General features: G+C 67.0%; 17 protein-coding genes. 4 read left to right on the top strand and 13 right to left on the bottom strand.

The features are described from left to right. Position 1: 1 nt before the first annotated feature. The 6 genes from A5622_RS20655 to A5622_RS20630 all read right to left on the bottom strand — a co-directional run bounded on the left by A5622_RS20655 (position 2) and on the right by A5622_RS20630 (position 5,952). Positions 2-1,207 carry a cytochrome P450 gene (locus A5622_RS20655; RefSeq protein WP_066880929.1) on the bottom strand — a complete coding sequence of 402 codons (1,206 nt, stop codon included), beginning with the start codon at positions 1,205-1,207 and terminating at the stop codon, positions 2-4. A 112-nt stretch (positions 1,208-1,319) separates the two neighbouring features. After that, positions 1,320-2,120: an NAD(P)-dependent oxidoreductase gene (locus A5622_RS20650; protein WP_082994650.1), complete on the bottom strand. Its 801-nt coding sequence runs from the start codon at positions 2,118-2,120 to the stop codon at positions 1,320-1,322. Next, on the bottom strand, positions 2,117-2,932 hold the full coding sequence (locus tag A5622_RS20645) for an NAD(P)-dependent oxidoreductase (protein ID WP_066880925.1): 816 nt from the start codon (positions 2,930-2,932) through the stop codon (positions 2,117-2,119). The genes A5622_RS20650 and A5622_RS20645 overlap by 4 nt, the downstream gene beginning before the upstream one ends. Continuing rightward, positions 2,932-3,825: an alpha/beta hydrolase gene (locus A5622_RS20640; protein ID WP_066880923.1), complete on the bottom strand. Its 894-nt coding sequence runs from the start codon at positions 3,823-3,825 to the stop codon at positions 2,932-2,934. Before A5622_RS20640 ends, A5622_RS20645 begins: the two co-directional genes overlap by 1 nt. 7 nt (positions 3,826-3,832) lie before the next feature. Then, complete coding sequence (locus A5622_RS20635; RefSeq protein WP_066880921.1) at positions 3,833-5,512, bottom strand: OB-fold domain-containing protein; 1,680 nt, start codon at positions 5,510-5,512, stop codon at positions 3,833-3,835. 122 nt (positions 5,513-5,634) lie between these two features. Further along, complete coding sequence (locus A5622_RS20630; RefSeq protein ID WP_066880919.1) at positions 5,635-5,952, bottom strand: hypothetical protein; 318 nt, start codon at positions 5,950-5,952, stop codon at positions 5,635-5,637. A 161-nt stretch (positions 5,953-6,113) separates the two neighbouring features. Between A5622_RS20630 and A5622_RS20625 the strand changes: the two genes are divergently transcribed. Genes A5622_RS20625 through A5622_RS20615 form a run of 3 tightly spaced genes read left to right on the top strand, consistent with a single transcriptional unit; the run spans position 6,114 to position 8,761 of the window. Further along, the gene (locus A5622_RS20625) at positions 6,114-7,037 is read left to right on the top strand and encodes an NAD(P)-dependent oxidoreductase (protein ID WP_066880917.1); all 924 of its coding nucleotides are present in this window, start codon (positions 6,114-6,116) and stop codon (positions 7,035-7,037) included. An 11-nt stretch (positions 7,038-7,048) separates the two neighbouring features. Beyond that, a complete protein-coding gene (locus A5622_RS20620) occupies positions 7,049-7,792 on the top strand; it encodes a hypothetical protein (RefSeq protein ID WP_066880915.1) in 744 nt (247 codons plus the stop codon). Positions 7,793-7,804: 12 nt separating this feature from the next. After that, positions 7,805-8,761, top strand: coding sequence for a TIGR03564 family F420-dependent LLM class oxidoreductase (locus A5622_RS20615; protein ID WP_066880913.1), 957 nt, complete (start codon positions 7,805-7,807; stop codon positions 8,759-8,761). Here A5622_RS20615 and A5622_RS20610 read toward each other — a convergent pair whose 3' ends face one another. The 3 genes from A5622_RS20610 to A5622_RS20600 are packed head-to-tail and all read right to left on the bottom strand — an operon-like array spanning position 8,762 to position 11,553. Then, positions 8,762-9,937 carry an acyl-CoA dehydrogenase family protein gene (locus tag A5622_RS20610; protein WP_066880912.1) on the bottom strand — a complete coding sequence of 392 codons (1,176 nt, stop codon included), beginning with the start codon at positions 9,935-9,937 and terminating at the stop codon, positions 8,762-8,764. 27 nt (positions 9,938-9,964) lie between these two features. Further along, positions 9,965-10,261 carry a ferredoxin gene (locus A5622_RS20605; RefSeq protein WP_066864380.1) on the bottom strand — a complete coding sequence of 99 codons (297 nt, stop codon included), beginning with the start codon at positions 10,259-10,261 and terminating at the stop codon, positions 9,965-9,967. Beyond that, on the bottom strand, positions 10,258-11,553 hold the full coding sequence (locus A5622_RS20600) for an NADH-ubiquinone oxidoreductase-F iron-sulfur binding region domain-containing protein (RefSeq protein ID WP_066880910.1): 1,296 nt from the start codon (positions 11,551-11,553) through the stop codon (positions 10,258-10,260). The genes A5622_RS20605 and A5622_RS20600 overlap by 4 nt, the downstream gene beginning before the upstream one ends. A gap of 36 nt (positions 11,554-11,589) precedes the next feature. Here A5622_RS20600 and A5622_RS20595 point away from each other — a divergent pair, with 36 nt between their 5' ends. Beyond that, positions 11,590-12,063: a hypothetical protein gene (locus A5622_RS20595; protein ID WP_066880908.1), complete on the top strand. Its 474-nt coding sequence runs from the start codon at positions 11,590-11,592 to the stop codon at positions 12,061-12,063. Positions 12,064-12,079: 16 nt separating this feature from the next. Here A5622_RS20595 and A5622_RS20590 read toward each other — a convergent pair whose 3' ends face one another. From A5622_RS20590 to A5622_RS20575, 4 genes are all read right to left on the bottom strand, one after another. Then, positions 12,080-12,946, bottom strand: coding sequence for an alpha/beta fold hydrolase (locus A5622_RS20590; protein ID WP_066880906.1), 867 nt, complete (start codon positions 12,944-12,946; stop codon positions 12,080-12,082). A 15-nt stretch (positions 12,947-12,961) separates the two neighbouring features. After that, positions 12,962-13,360 (bottom strand): Rieske (2Fe-2S) protein, encoded by a 399-nt coding sequence (locus A5622_RS20585; RefSeq protein ID WP_064882584.1) that lies wholly within the window; start codon positions 13,358-13,360, stop codon positions 12,962-12,964. Between the two features lies 1 nt (position 13,361). Beyond that, positions 13,362-14,507: an amidohydrolase family protein gene (locus tag A5622_RS20580; protein WP_066864369.1), complete on the bottom strand. Its 1,146-nt coding sequence runs from the start codon at positions 14,505-14,507 to the stop codon at positions 13,362-13,364. 28 nt (positions 14,508-14,535) lie between these two features. Beyond that, the coding region (locus A5622_RS20575; RefSeq protein WP_066880904.1) for an amidohydrolase family protein at positions 14,536-15,453 on the bottom strand (918 nt) is incomplete at its 5' end.

Here is a 15,453-nt window from a genome sequence, read left to right as displayed (position 1 = left end):
CTTAACGAAGCACCTTGACGGGCACGTTCTTCCAGCCCGCCACGTTTTGCATGGTCACCCGTTTGCATCCCGCCAAGTCGACCTCGTAGCGCGGCATGAAGTCGAGCAACCGCTCCAGCGCGATCCGGCTTTCCAGGCGGGCCAGCGCGGCGCCCAAGCAGCTGTGGATCCCGTACCCGAGTCCGAGATGCTGCGCCTCGGTGTGATCGCGCTCGATATCGAACGTGTCGGCGTCGGTGAAGGCCTCCGGGTCGCGGTTGGCCGCGGCGCCGCAGAGGAATACGGGTTTGCCCGGCGGGATCACGCCACCGCTGACGTGGGCCTCCTTGAGGGTGTAGCGGACGTTGTATTGCACCGGCCCCTCGTAGCGCAGTAGCTCCTCGACCGCCCCGGGGATCTTGTCCCGGTCCTCCTGCAGCTTCTGCCACTGGTCGGGGTGATTGGCGAAGATGACCGCGGCGTTGCCCATCAGCTTGGTGACGGTCTCCGCGCCCGCGCCGCCCAGAAGGGTTGCGAACCCGCAGATCTCGATGTCGTCGAGCTTGCGCAGCTGGCCGTCTTCACCCGGAATTTCGGCGGCGATCAGCCGGCTGATCATGTCGTCCTGAGGATCCTGGCGCCGCTCTTGGACCAGGCTGAAGTAGTACATCGCCGTGTCGATGTTGGCCTGCATGCCCGCTTCGCTGACCTCGATCTGTCCCGGTTCACGGTGCAGGCTGGTGTCGATCCAGTGGCGGACCTGCTGGCGGTATTCCTCAGGGACCCCGGCCATCCGGGTGATGACCTCGACCGGGAACGGTCCGGAGAAGTCCTGCACGACGTCGAAGTTATCCGGATCGACCACTCCCAGGTATTTGTCGATCACCTCGATGATCGTCTCCCGCTGCGACTGGATCGCCCGCGGTGTGAACGCCTTGTTGAGCAGGCTGCGCATGTGGCGGTGCTCCGGTGGATCCATGAAGATGATCGACTTCTGCTCGGGCGGCAACCCCTTGCGCACCATCCCCAGGTCGCAGCCGCGCGCTGACGAGTACGTCTCGAAGTCCTTGAACGCGGCCGCGACGTCTTCATGGCGGGTCAGGGCGTAGAAGTCCTCTTGCTCGTCGTAATACAGTGGCGTTTCCTCGCGCATCCGTCGATAGATGTCGAACGGATTGTTGAAGTAGTCCTCGGAGTACGGATCGAAGACGACCTTCGGTTTTGTCACTGCATCCTCCTCAGCGGCGAGGTCGGGCTGAAACCTTTACAGCGGAGTCACTGACTGTAACGCTAACGGTAATACCTTCGTGACGAACCGGAAAGACCAAAACGCTGGCATTTCATGCCCTCTTCGCGACGCCGATGGCCGCGATGACGTCATCCAGCGCGCCCAGACCGCTGCCCAGCGCCTCGGCGCTAGCCCGGGCGGCGGCCACATCCTTCGCCACGAACTCACCGGTCATTTCGATGAACGACGCGATGGAACCGCCGGCCGCGATGAGGTTCAGCGCGTGGCTAGCCGCGCTGCCGTGTCCCAGGGCGGTCAGCAACGTCGACTCCGGCACGCCGAGCCCTTCTCCCAGCCGGACCGACTCGGCCAGCAGCCCGAGCTGCGCAGCGAACAGCGCGTTGTTGACGAGTTTCACCTTCTGGCCGGCGCCGGCCGGCCCGACGTGCAGGACCGGGTCGCCGTAGCAACAAAGCAGCGGTCGCGCTCGGTCAACCGCTTGGTCGGCACCGCCGACGAACAGCGTGAGCCGGCCGGCGGCGATGTCGTGTGGGCCCCCGCTGACCGCGGCGTCGACGACGTCAACACCATTGGCGCGCTCGGCCACGGCCGCGATGGTGTCCGGGCTGACGGTGGTGTGCACCACCAGCACCGAACCGGGCCGCATTGCGGATAGCACTTCGCCGGCCAGGCAGACCTCTCGAACCTGATCGTCGTTGAACACACAGAGCACCACGACGTCGGCTCGGGCACCGGCTTCGGCCGCCTCGCCGACGGTCCGCGCGCCCAGTTGCTCGAGCTCGCCGCGCTTTTCGGCCGTCCGGCCCACGGCAAGGACGTCGTGACCGGCGGCCACCAGGCGGCCGACCATGGGGCGGCCCATCCGTCCCGCGCCGATGAATCCGATTCTCACCGTGGGTGGTCCATCAGGGCCAGCGCCGCGTCGGCCGCATCGAGCACCGCGCCGCCGCTGGCCCCGGCGTTCTCGGCAAGGTCGACGACCAGCCGAACATCCTTCTGCAGCAGCCCGCCCGCCACCCCGGCCAGCCGATCGAGTCCGCCGATGCCGCCGAGAGCGTTGAGCGCAAAGCTGTTGCCAGAGCTGCGGGAGACCACTTCGGTGAGGCGGTCCGGTTCGACGCCAAGCGCGCTGGCCAGTGACAGCGCGCTGGCCGCCGTGGCCAGGTTGGCGGTGAACAACAGGTTGTTGAGGAGCTTCGTGGTCTGTCCGGAACCCAGCTCGCCGAGGTGAACGACGGGATCGGCATAGGTCTGGAAGACGGGGCGGCAACGCTCGACGACGTCGGTGTCGCCGCCCACCATCACCAGCAGGCGGCCCTCGGCCGCCGCGCCGCCCCCGCCGCTCACCGGCGCATCGATGACGGAAACACTTTGGGCGGCAGCCTTGGTCGCGAGGTCTCGGCAGGTGTCCGGATGCACCGTGCTGTGCACGGCGATCACGCTGCCGGGCTTCATCGCCGACAGCAATCCGTTTGTCCCGCAGGCCAGTTCGTCGATGTCGGCGTCTGCGACCACGCAGAGGCAGACCAGGTCACTGGCCGCGGCGAGTTCGGCGGGTGACCCGGCGATGCCGGCCGAGGTGTCGGAGAATGCCTCGAGGGCCTCCGGCCTGCGCGCCCACAACGTGGTGGGGTAGCCGCCCTCGACGATCCGGCGCGCCATGGGACCGCCCTGGCTGCCCAAGCCGATGAATCCGACGCGCATCAGCCGGCCTCCAGATCGGATTCCGTCTTCGCCGAACGCTCGGCCACGCAATCCCGCACGAATTCAAGGACTTTCGAGTGGTAGATGGGGGCGGCGTGACTGAGGCTGATGTTGTGCCCGGCGTCCGGTTGCCGGTGCACGACGAATCGCGGCGCCCCGGTGAACAGGGCGCCGACCTCGGTCACCGCGGCATCGTCGGTCTGCCAGACCTTTTCGTGCTCGGCGATGCTGAAGTGCACCGGGACGCGCACGTGGGGCGCGAGCTCGGGGAACGTCTGTCGCGCCCAGTCCGACACCATCTGGTCCTCGTAGGCCGGGGCGGACGGCGACACCGTGGCGCCGTTGAGGACTTCGGGTGGGTAAGACTGCTCTGGGCTCCACAGCAGTTCGCGCATGCCCGACGGGCGGCGTTCGCGGGTGGCCGTTTTCAGTATTTCCTTTGCGGCGGGGTGGTAGTGCCGGCCGGTGCCGGCCAGTTCGATACCGAGGAGGTCGGCACCTCGCGCGTCGGCGGCCAACCGCAGCGTCAGCTCGCAGCCGCCCGAGTGGCCCCACACGAATATGCCTGCGCCCCGCGGTCGTTCGCCGAGAATGCGGTCGACGGCACCGTAAGCCAGGTTGACGCGCTGCTCGCCGGAGACCATCGCTTCGGGATAGGGCGCCGAGCTGCCATAGCCGGGCCGATCAAGGGCCACCACGGTGAACCCGGCCGCCGCGCCGGTCCGCAACAGCGAATATGAGGGGTGGCCTGGGCAGTCGAAATACATCGCGGTGGTGCCACCGCCGTGGATGGCCACGATCACGGCCTGCGGGTCTTCGACTTCGGTGACCAGCGCCGACATCGGCACCCCGTCGACGATTACCAGCCTTGGCCGCGGCGCCGCGGGGTTCATGCTCGTCTCATTCCGGCGCCCGCAGCAGGAGCACGCCGCTAGGGGTCAGGCCGCCGCTGCTGACCACACCGACGCGGGCACCGGCGACCTGGCGGTCACCGGCCTCGCCGCGCAGCTGAGTGATGGCTTCGTGCAGCAGACCCATGCCGTGGGTGCGGCCGTGCGAGAGTTGGCCGCCGTGCGTATTGAGCGGCAACTGCCCGTCGCGCGCGATGTTCTTGCCGCCGTCCAGAAAGTCTTTGGCCTCACCGATTGCGCAGAAGCCCAGCGCCTCGATCCAGGACAGACAGTTGAAGGAAAACCCGTCGTACAGCTCTGCCACGTCGACGTCGGCGGGTCGCAGCGAGGTACGCGTCCATACGTGCGCCGCCTGGCCCAGCACCTGCGGCTCGTGGGTGAGGGTGCTTTGGTCCCAGTCGAGTCGCTCGACGATCTGCGTTCCCACCGCTTCCACCAGTACCGGCGGCTTGGCCAGGTCGCGGGCGGCGTCGACGGCCGAGACGATGACGGCGATGGCGCCGTCGCACGGCACGTCGCAGTCGTATAGGCCGAACGGCGTCGTGATGGGCCGCGCGCCCAGGTAGTCGTCCATCGTCATGGGCGACCGGTAGATGGCGGTCGGGTTGAGTTCGGCATTGGCGCGCTGGTTCAACGCGATCCAGCCCAGCGTTTCCTTGGTGGTGCCGTACCGGTGAAAGTGCCGCTGCGCGTTCATCGCCAGTGTGTGTGCCGCTGACGTGGCACCAAATGGCATCTGCCAGCCCGACATTCGGCCCGCTGAACCGTGGGCCGGGGTGATCTTGCCCTGCTTCATCAGCTCGCCGTTGGTGGCTTCCCACAGGGTGCGGAAGCACAGCACGTGGCGCGCCAGCCCGCAGGCGACCGCGAGCATCGCGGCGATCACCGAGCCGCCCGGCCCGAACGTCTCCATGGCGCCGTTGTGCCACGTCGGCCGGATGCCGAGCGCGCCCTCGAGGGCGGTGGTGCCGCCCTCCCCGAAGCCGCCGACATTGATCGCGCCGGGGTAGGTGGACAGGCCGTCGATGTCGGCGTAGGTCAGACCGGCGTCGGCGATGGCTGCCTCGCATGCCTGCACGGTCAACGCCAGCGGCGGCTGCATCAGCCGGCGGCCGATCGGGGACGCGCCGATTCCGGTGAGCGCGACCTTGTCTTCGAACTTTTCCACCGTGAGCATCGGGCGGACGTGCTCGCCGAATCGTTCCGGCGCGATCTCGTCGACCGGCAGCTCACCGGGTTCGCCGGCATCGGCCCCTCCCGCCCGCAAGGGCCGAAACAATGGAAACCACACGTCCTCGACCTGCTCGAAGACAACCTCGACCTGCTGTCCGAGTTCCAGCCGATCGACATCGCTTTCGACGATGTTGGTGGTCAACCGGACCCGCGGGTCCTCCGCGATAGCCACCTGCGCGATCACGTAGGGCGCCGCCAGCCCGGGCAGGCTGAACCGCTCGTTGATCGTGAATCCGGCGAGCGTCGCCCGGCCCGAGACCGCCCGCACACCGATGTCGCGGGACCGGCAGTACCGGCAGACCGGCGCGGGTGGATGGATCAGCGATTCACAGCTCTGGCATTCCTGCAGGCGCAGCTTCCCGTCGGCACCCGACGTCCAGAAGAATTCATTGTCCTGCGTGATCAGGGGCAGCGGCCGTCCGGGTGCTGCTGACACGTCACCTCCGGGGGTCCGCACGGCCGGCCTGGTAGGGCCATTATGCAAATCGGAGAATTACGTTATCACTCTGCGCACACGCGATCCAGACGCGTTGCGGGTCAGGTGAGGTGGCGCCCCGGTCAGTACGGCACCCAGACGCCGTCGAAATAGGCGCCCCATTGGTGGAAGCCGACGCTCCACATCGGTTCGTTCGGCGACCACGCCGGCCGTGGCGGCGGGGGCGGCACGTCCGATGCGAATTCCGGCGAATACGCCGGCGGCACGGCGTACCACGGCGGCGGAGCCGGTCGCGGTTTGCATTCGAACGTCGACACGTTGAACGACAGGTTGCGATCGCACTGCGCCGAGCTGATCGCCGGCGTCGCGATCACCGCAACGACCATCGTCATGAAGGCGACCGCGACAACGGCGGTCAGGCGACCAAATAACCACCTCATGGTGGGCCTCCCGGTGGGGCCAATTCGAGCCTGGCCCGCTCCAGCTTATTCCGTTGCTACCGCCACGACCAGGTGACTTTCGGGGCGTCTCGTGGCGTTTCCCGTCGACCGGGAGTTATGCTCGCCACGCGGTATCAAGTACTTAACATTCGGAGGACGGATTGCTCGACGCAGAGAAGATCCTGATCACCGGGGCGACGGGCAAGATCGCGTTTCCGATCGCGCGTGCCCTGGCCGCAGCGGGCAACGAGGTGTGGGGTGCCGCGCGCCTGAAAGATCCCGCGGCCCGGCAAAAACTGGTGGACGCCGGGATCAGACCGGTCGCGCTGGACGTCGGCGCCGGCGACTTCTCCGGTCTCCCAGACGATTTCACCTACGTCTTCCACGCCGCCGTGGACCCGGGCGCCGACGATTGGAGCCGGTGCGTCGAAACGAACGCGCAGGCGTCCGGCGAACTGCTCTACCATTGCCGCGCCGCAAAGGGTTTCGTCTTCTGCTCCACCGGCTCGATCTACGCCTATCAGGGCCGGCGACCGCTCACCGAAACCGATCCGCCGGGGGCACCACTGCGGGCGAACTACAGCTTCTCCAAGGTGGCCGCCGAGGCGGTGTGCACCTGGATCGCCAGGCGCTTTCACATCCCGCTGACCATCATCCGGATCTGTTCGACGTACGGCCCCCAGGGCGGTGCGCCCGCCGACCGTCTCGATGCGATATTGGCGGGCAAGCCCATTCGGTTGCATCCCGACAAGCCGAACAACTACAACCCCATCTATGAAGACGACTATGTGGAGCTGGGCGTCCGCGCGATGGAAGTCGCCGCGACACCGCCCGTCGTGGTGAACTGGGCCGGCAGCGAAACCGTCAGCGTGGAGGAGTACTGCGCCTTCATGGGTGAGCTGGTCGGTGTCGAGCCGATCTTCGAGTACACGCCGCAGGCGCACACCCCGCTGTGGCCGGACGTCACCCACATGCACGACGTGCTCGGCCGCACGAAGGTGCCCTGGCGTGAGGGATTTCGGCGCATGGTCGCGGCCCGCCATCCAGAAATCCAGCTGCATCAACACGATTCGACGAGAGCCTGAGGATCAACGCCATGCATCTTCCCGGCACGCCATCGGACGAGGTCCCCGAGATCGGTGCCGCCGGTAGCGGCGAGATCACCACCCTGTTTGTCTCCATGGCGATCCGCCACCCCGACGGGAAAGACGCCGAGTATCTGCGCTGGCACAGCCTGGATCACCGCCCGGAACAACACCGCCTGCGCGCGGTGCGCGCCTCGTTGCGGTTGGTGTCCACGCCGGCCTGCCGCTCGGCTCGCGCGGTGAGCGGCGGGCCGTTGGACGCGGTCGACCACGTGATGACGTACTTCTTCACCGACACGGCCGGATTGCACGATTTCAACGAACTGTCCACGGCGCTGGGGAACGCCGGCCGTAAACTCCCGCTGCTGCCGCCGGTGGAGCGCGGCGTATACGACGTGCAACGCAAAGCCGCAGCGCCGCGCGTCCGAATCGGGTCAGACGTGTTGCCCTGGCTACCGGTGCGCGGCGCGTTCGTGTTGGTCGAGCGGGGACCGTCGTCCCCGGACCCGCTGGCCGACGTCGACGGCGTCGCCGGTGTCTGGTCCGCGGTATCGCGCCGGGTCGACGCCAGCTTGGCCAGCGCACCGGAGAACCAGACGATCACGTATTGCTTCCTCGACGACGATCCGGTTGCCACCGCGGAGCGGTTGCGGCCGGTGCTCGAGGCCCGCTGGGCCGAATCGGGCATCGAAGCATTGTTTGCCGCACCATTTTTCGCAATTGTTCCGTACGAGTGGGATCGCTATGTGCCGTAGGAAAGGGACCGCATGCGCATCGGCTTGATGGTCGGCTCCGACAAGGAGCGTTCACGCGCCGATCGACTTGCCGGCCTGATCGACGACGGGGTCGCCGCCGAAAGCGACGGTTTCACCGCGTTTTGGATGCCCCAGGTCCCCGGCTACCTCGACGCCTTGACCGCCGTGGCGCTGATCGGGCAGGCCACCGAGGCCATCGAGATCGGAACGGCGGTCGTGCCGATTCAGACTCGCCATCCGATGATCATGGCGCAACAAGCCCTGACCACCCAGGTCGCGTGCGGCGGACGGTTCACGCTCGGCATCGGACCCTCGCATCATTGGATCGTCAACTCACAGCTGGGGCTGCCCTATGACCGCCCGGCGCGCCTGATGGGCGACTATCTCGACGTGCTGCTCGCTTCCTTCGCCGGTCCGGGCACCGTGGATGTCGACAACGAAAACTACTGCGTCCATTCGCCGGTCGATGTCACCGACGCCTTCGAGATGCCGGTGCTGCTGTCGGCGCTCGGGCCGACGATGCTGCAACTCGCCGGCGAGCGGGCCGGGGGCACCGTGCTGTGGATGGCCGACGAGCGCGCCATCGCCGACCACGTCGTTCCACGCCTCACCGCGGCGGCCGCCCGGGCCGGGCGGCCAGCGCCCCGGATCGTCGCCGGTGTTCCCGTCGCGCTCTGCTTTAATAGCGAGGCGGACGAGGCTCGCGGCTACGCCAGCGAGGTGCTCGGACACGCGGACTTCTCGCCGAACTATGTGCGACTGCTGCAGCACGGCGACGCCGAAGACGTCGGTGACACCATGGCGGCAGGCGACGAGGCGACCGTCCTGGAGCGGTTGCGCCGCTACCGCGATGCCGGTGTCACCGACCTCGCGGTGCGAATCGTGCCGTTGGGCAAGGACATTGACGAGCGAACCAAGTCGCGACGCCGAACTCAGCAGTTTCTGTCGTCGCTGTGTCCGGCGTTGTGATCACCGCGAGGGCAGACCGAGGACGCGCTGCGCGATGATGTTGCGCTGGATCTCCGACGTGCCGCCCGCGATGGTGCCCGCGTAGCTGCTGATGTAGCGCGCGAACCAGCTGGCGGTGAAAAGATCCGGGGCGTAAGGGTTGTACGGGGCCGTCAGCATCTTGTCCCGCAGCCCATCGGCCCCGGCGGCGTCCAGAGCGTGTCGCAGCGCGCTCTGTTCGGCCTCCGAGCCGAACACCTTCAGCACGGACAACGCCGCCACGTCCACCTCGCCGCGAGCCGCTTTACCCAGCGCGGCCGAACCGAGCAGCCGCAGCGCGTAGTAGTCCATCACGATGGTGGCGTAGTGGTCCGCATTCACCTCGTCGCTGGGCCGGTAGTCCTCGAGGAGTTGCTCGAGCCGGTTGGCGAACGCCATCCACATCAAAGTGCGCTCGTGGCCGAGCGAGCCGTTCGCGACCCGCCACCCGCCATTGAGCGGCCCGACCAGGTTATCCGCGGGCACCCGGACGTCGTTGAAGAACACCTCGTTGAAGTCCAGCTCGTCACGGTCATAGACCGAGGGGAAGGGGCGACGCACCAGACCGGGACTATCGGTCGGGATGAGCAGCGCGCTGATTCCCTTGTGCCGCGGAGCGTTCGGGTCCGTGCGAACGAACGTCAGAATCACGTCGGCATCGTGGGCGCCGGAAGTCCACACCTTCTGCCCGTTGACCACGAACTCATCGCCGACCAATTCGGCCTTCGTCCGCAGCCCGGCCAGGTCGGAGCCGGCTCCCGGCTCGCTCATGCCGAGGGACGCGGTCTTGTCGGCGCGCAGGATCGGGACGGCCCAGCGCCGCTTCTGCTCTTCGGTGCCGAAGGACAACAGCGACGCGGCGATGATGCCGACGCCCTGGGGATTGAAGCAGTGGTAGATCCGGCGTCGCGACAGCTCCTCGCGATGTACGAACTGCTGCAGGATGTTTGCGTTGCGACCACCGAATTCCGGTGGGTTGCCGGGTAGTAGCCATCCGTGGTCGAACTGGAGTCGCTGCCAGCGGCGCGACCATTCGGGCACGTGCGAGGTCGACGACGGGCGCTCCGCGGCTTGGGCCTGCGTCGGCAGGTGTTCGGTGAGGAAGCCGACGAACTCCGCGCGAAAGGCTTCTACGTCGGCGTCAAAGGTGAGCTGCACGGCACTACTCCTCGGGGCGCGGACGGCTCAGCGCGTGAATCCCCACTCCGCCTCGTTCTCTTCGGTTTTGAGGTGCTCGGCCGGGTCCTCGGCGTCGGCCAACGGCGGCTGCGACGCGCGGGAGGTGCGCTGGCCGATTTCGGTGATGGCGTGCACCGGGCAGTCGAGCAGCGCCCGCATGACTGCGTCGCGATCCGCCTCCGCCACCGTGCCGTCCCCGATGAGCGATGCGTACCCCCAATCGTCCAGCGAGAAGTATCCGGGCGCGTGTTTGGCGCAGATGCCGAAGCCGTCGCAGATGGTGCGATCCAGCCGGATTTTCATGCTTGCCTCACAGGTTCCGCCTCGTAGGGACGGTCCGCGCGGAACGCACCGCGGGTGCAGTCCGGGCAGGTGCCGTCGAGATGGGCACCGACGTCGTCCGGGAACTGATCGAGCAGGCTGGCAGCGACGTTGGTCGCGGCATCCAGCGTTGCGCACGCACCGCGTCCGCGCAGCAGCACCGACCAGCGGCGCAACCGTTCGACGTCTTCTGCCGCCGCGGCGCCGTCGCGCAGCGCGCCGGCGGCCGGGGCCATCGCCGCCGTCCCGTTGAAGCACGATCCGCATTGACCCGCGTTTTCGCGATCGAAGTACGCGAGCACGGATGCGGCCACCGCGACGGGGCAGTCCTCGGTGATGATCGAAATCGCACCGCAGCCCAGCCCGCTGCCGACGCGGCGCATCGTCTCGTGGTCCAGGGTGGTCTCCAACACGGAGCGGTTGAGCAGACCGGCGAAGTAACCGCCCATCAGCGCTCCGCGCACCCGATCGGCCGGAACACCGTGCAGGGCAAGCAGTTCCGTGAACGGCAGCCCAAGCGGCAGTTCATACAGGACGGGAGGTCGCCCGCCCCCGGTGATGGTGGCCAGGAAGGTGCCCGACGACAGCGTCGTGCCCTGCGACCGAAAATCGGCCGATCCGTGGCCCTGCAGGTAGGGCAGGTTGGCCAGGGTCTCGACGTTGCTCACCAGCGTGGGCCGGTCATCGACGCCGGCCTCGAAGGGACGCGGCGGCTTGTCCGTCGGCTTGGCCGGGCCGCCGTTGATCGCGCGCACCGCGGCCGTCTCCTCGCCCGCCACGTACCCCGGCGCCACGGTGCGCAGGTCGACGGCGACACCGAGCGCTCCGGGGTCCAATTCGCCCAGCGCGGATTCGATGCTGTGTGCCGATTCCTGATCGGACACGTAGACGTATGCGCGGTCGGCGGCAACGATCGTCGCGGCCAGCCGCAGTCCGTCCAGGACGAGGTGAGGGCGATTGCGCAACAGCCAACGGTCCTTGACCGAAGCCGGTTCGCCCTCTTCGCCATTCGCCACGACGACGGGGACGCCCAGCAGTCGTCCGTTGTCGCGCACCGACCGCAGCTTCACCGACAGTGGGAACGCCGCACCGCCGCGCCCGACCAGGCCGCTCGATTCGACTTCGGTCAGGAAGTCATCGGGGTCGCCAAGCGGGCGGTAGCCACCGACCTTGCGATAGGACGCCAGGTCCTCGCGGGCGTGCTCGCTCAGCAGCCGCGGCGTGCATCCGGGCAACGTCGCGGTGGCGATGGTGGTGGACTGAGTGGTGTTCAAGGCTGGCCTGCCATCGTGTTAGTTAGGCTTGCGCACATGCGAACTGCGGTGGTGCGTGTCAACGTCGACCCGGAAAGCGTGCTCACACCCGCACGACTACGCGACGGCATGGCGGCTCTCCTCGAGTTGGTAGCCGCGGCCGGCGCGGACGTGGTCGACAATGACCTCGCATCCCGGCCCGCGACCCGCCGCGAAGTGGAGCTGCTCATCGCGGCCGAAGACGGCGACACGGCCAAAGCCACCGCAATCGGGTTGTGCACCAGAGCATTCGGCGTTGATCCCGCCGCGGGAGTGGTCACCTTCGTCAGCCGGGGAACCGACGACGACGCGCACGGCGTGCTGTCCGCGTTCGGGCTCACCGGTGACATCGAGCGCACCCCCGGTTCGGACGGATTCGACATCGTCGAGGTGACCCTGCGCGAGTCCGATCTCGAACGGATCCCGGAAAGCCGCGTGCACACGGCGCTGGAGGCGTCGCTGAATTGTGAGGTCCACATCCGCACTAGGTAATGCAACCGTTCGCGCATTACGTACCCAGGAATTCCAGGATTGCGGGCGCCGCCTGCACCCAGGTGTCGAACATGTTGAAGTGCTGCACCCGACCCGCGGCGCGGTCCTCCGACGCCCGCTCCCAGGCATCCTCGGGCCACGGCGGGTCGATGAGCTTCGATCCCTTGATCAGGCAGCTGACTTCGAGCGACGTCCGCTTCGGGTGATCCATGTCGTTCTCACCGCCACGAATGATCAACGTGGGCACCTTGATTCGGTCGAACATCTCGTCCTCGACGCCCGGAATCGTCTGCCCCGGCTTGGAGACGAAGGCGTTGAGCCAGCGCAGCATCAACTTGAGGAACTCATCCTTGTCGAAGTCGAGGAACCGCTGCTTGTTGTTCGGGTTCTCCTCGATGCGCTCACGCCATTCGGCCACCTTCATCACGCCGTCCATGCCGGTGCCGCGCACCGCGAGGATGCTGGGAATGATGTAGAACGAACCGAGCACGAAGGTGCCGTAGGTGCCGCCGACGATGTTCCACACCACGAGCTTGGTGACCATCTCGGGATAGAGCATCGTGGTCAGCATGGAATCCCTTGCCCCGCCGGAACCTCCGGCCAGAATGCAGCGCTCGAAGCCCAGGCCGGTCACCAGCTTGTGCAGCGTCTCGGCGCGCATGTGGGACTCGCTCTGCCCGTAGAACTGCACGTCCGAGGCCCCGCAGTTGGGGCGGTCCCACAGCAGCACCCGGTAACCGCCCGCGGCCAGGGCGTCGGCCAGCGGACGCAGGCCGGGGATCTCCTTGCTGAACCGGCCGCCCGGCGTCAGCGCAATGAGATCGCCAGAGTCACCGAGGATTTCGTAGACGACATTTCCCCCGTTGATCTCGATAGAAGGCACCCGATTCTCCTGTGGTTAGGCCTGAACCAAAACGTCGTTGCCCACGACGCGCACCGGATAGGTGCGAATACTCCATTCCGGCTTGACCGCCGTCGTACCGGTCGCCAGCTCGAAACCCCATTGGTGCCAAGGGCAGTAGATGTATTCCAGGTCGCGCACCATGACCGAGTCGCCCGGCGCGGTCTCGTCGACGATGGTGCGCCCCCGGGCCCGTCCCGAACACAGCGGGCCGCCTTGGTGGGGGCAGTAGTTCGCGATGGCGTAGAAGGTGCCGTTGACGTTGTAGACGCCGACGCCGTGGCGCCCGATCGGTACCAGTTTGTGTGTGCCCGGCGGGATTTCGTCTACGGTGGCGACGACGTGCTCGCGGCCCTGGGCGAGACGGGGCTCGGGCCGTTTGGTTTCTTCCGTCAACTCAGAGCACCCGGGTCTGACCCTCGAGGACCGGCACGGTCTCGGGCAGGTGATAGGTCGCGATGCCGTTCTTGTACATCACCGCGTCGCGGGCGTGCTTGGGCAGGTGCTTGACCAACCAGCGCGGGTCATCGAACGTCCAGTGCGGGTAGTCCGAGGAGAACAGCAGGATCTTCTCGCACTCCATCCATTCCAGCGCGCGGGTCAGCTCGGTCTTGTCCTCGGGATAATCGAGCGGTTGGGTGGTGAACTTGATGTGGTCCTTGACGTATTCGGACGGCTTGCGCTTGATGTCGAGCCACGACTTGCGGGCGTCGTAAATCGCGTCCATGCGCCACATCAGCGGCAGGATCCAGCTGAAGGCGTGCTCGACGAACACGATCCGCAGCGTCGGGAACCGGTCGAAGACGCCGTCGAAGATCAGGCTCATCACTTGGTTGGCCGCCAGCAGGGAGTAGGTCACCATGAAGTCGTGGTTGTAGCTGGGGAATCCCACCGGCGGGATCGGCAGCTCGTCGAACTGGCTGCGCGACAGGTGGCAGCTCACGGTGATGTCATTCTTGGTGGCGGCCGCCCAGATCGGGTCGTACTTGGGGTGTCCCCAGGACGGCCGAGGCTCTGCCTTGATCAGGATCTGGGCCATGAAGGGGTGCCCGGCCCAGCGCTCGATCTCGCGCACCGACTCTTCCGGCTCCTCGATCGCGATGCAAATCGAGCCGCGCCACCGCTCGTGCCAGTTGTTGTGGCTGTCCAGCCAGTGATTGGCCTGCCAGTCGTTCAACGCGGCCGACATCGCATGCTGCGCTTCAGGAATGCGAGCCGGGTAGGCCGCGGGCTCCAGGATCGCGATGTCGGACCCGGCCTCCATGATCAGCTGGCGAAACGCCAAATCCGGGTCGCTGCAGGGGAACTCGCCGTTGGCCGGAAACGAGTCCACGCGCATCGCGTAGGAGTGCGCGTAGTCCGGTGCGTCGTAGTAGATCTGCTCACCAACGGTGCGAGTGAGAAAGTACTTGCTGCGCCACGGCTCGGGGATGTACGGGAGCAGCTCTCCGCGCTTGGGGGCCGGGTGGACATCCGAGTCGACGCAGCGGACGGCTATGCGCTCGGTAGCGGGAACCCGCTCCTGCGAATGGGTCAACGTCATCTGGCTCTCCTCAGTTTTCGCGATACTTCTACTGTGCGCCCACCCCGGCGGGAATGTCTATGCCGTAGAGCTGCGCCGCGTTGCGCCAGCACAGCTTCTCGCGCTGTTCGGCCGACAACGCGCTGGGCAGTTTGCTGACATCGCCGCATTGCCAGTGTGGATAACTCGAGCCGAACATCACCATGTCGTCCTTACCGGTGAAGCCAAACCACTCGCCGGCGAATTCGGCGTCGCCGGGGCCGTCGAGACTGCCCTGAACGAAGAACACGTGACCGGGCAGGTAGTCGCTGGGAATCCGCGGTGCCCACGGCGTCTGCTCCAGGTGCGGACGGCCGAAGGTGTCCATCCGCCAGATGAACGGCGTGATGAAGTCGGCGGCGCCGTCGCCCCAGACGAACTTGAGGCCGTCGAACCGCTCGAACACTCCCTCGGCGATCATGTTCATCAGGTGATACAGGTAGTTCAGCGCCATGAAGCTGACGTACTGCTCGTAGGTGCGGGTGTTGCCGTTCGGCGTCGGCGGGAATGCGATGCCCGACCCGACCTCGATGTGCGCGGCGACGGGTAGTCCGGCGTCGACGGCGGCCTCCCAGATCGGCCAGAACTGCGGTTTGCCGTACAGCTCGCGGGATTGCAGCGGGACGCCGATCTGGACCACCCGCGGGTGCGCACGCCACCGCTCGATCTCGCGCAGCGCGCCGGGGATGTCGTCGGGGTTCACCCGGATGGTGCCGCGGAACCGCTCGCCGAACTGGCTGGACTCCAGCCAGTTCGACACCATCATCTCGTTGTGCGCGGCGTGCAGGGCGCTGCCCAGGTGCCGGTCCGGCATGATGCCGCGCGCCATCGGGTGCAGCACCGCCACATCGACGCCGCGCTTCGAAAACAGTTCATTGGCAACGAAATCCGGGTCCGAACCCGGGTACTGGCGGTCCGGGCCCTCGGT

Source organism: Mycobacterium sp. 1245801.1 (assembly GCF_001673055.1).
GTDB lineage: Bacteria > Actinomycetota > Actinomycetes > Mycobacteriales > Mycobacteriaceae > Mycobacterium > Mycobacterium europaeum_A.
The sequence above is the reverse complement of the archived record's forward strand: the minus strand, read 5'-3'. Positions and strand labels throughout refer to the sequence as shown.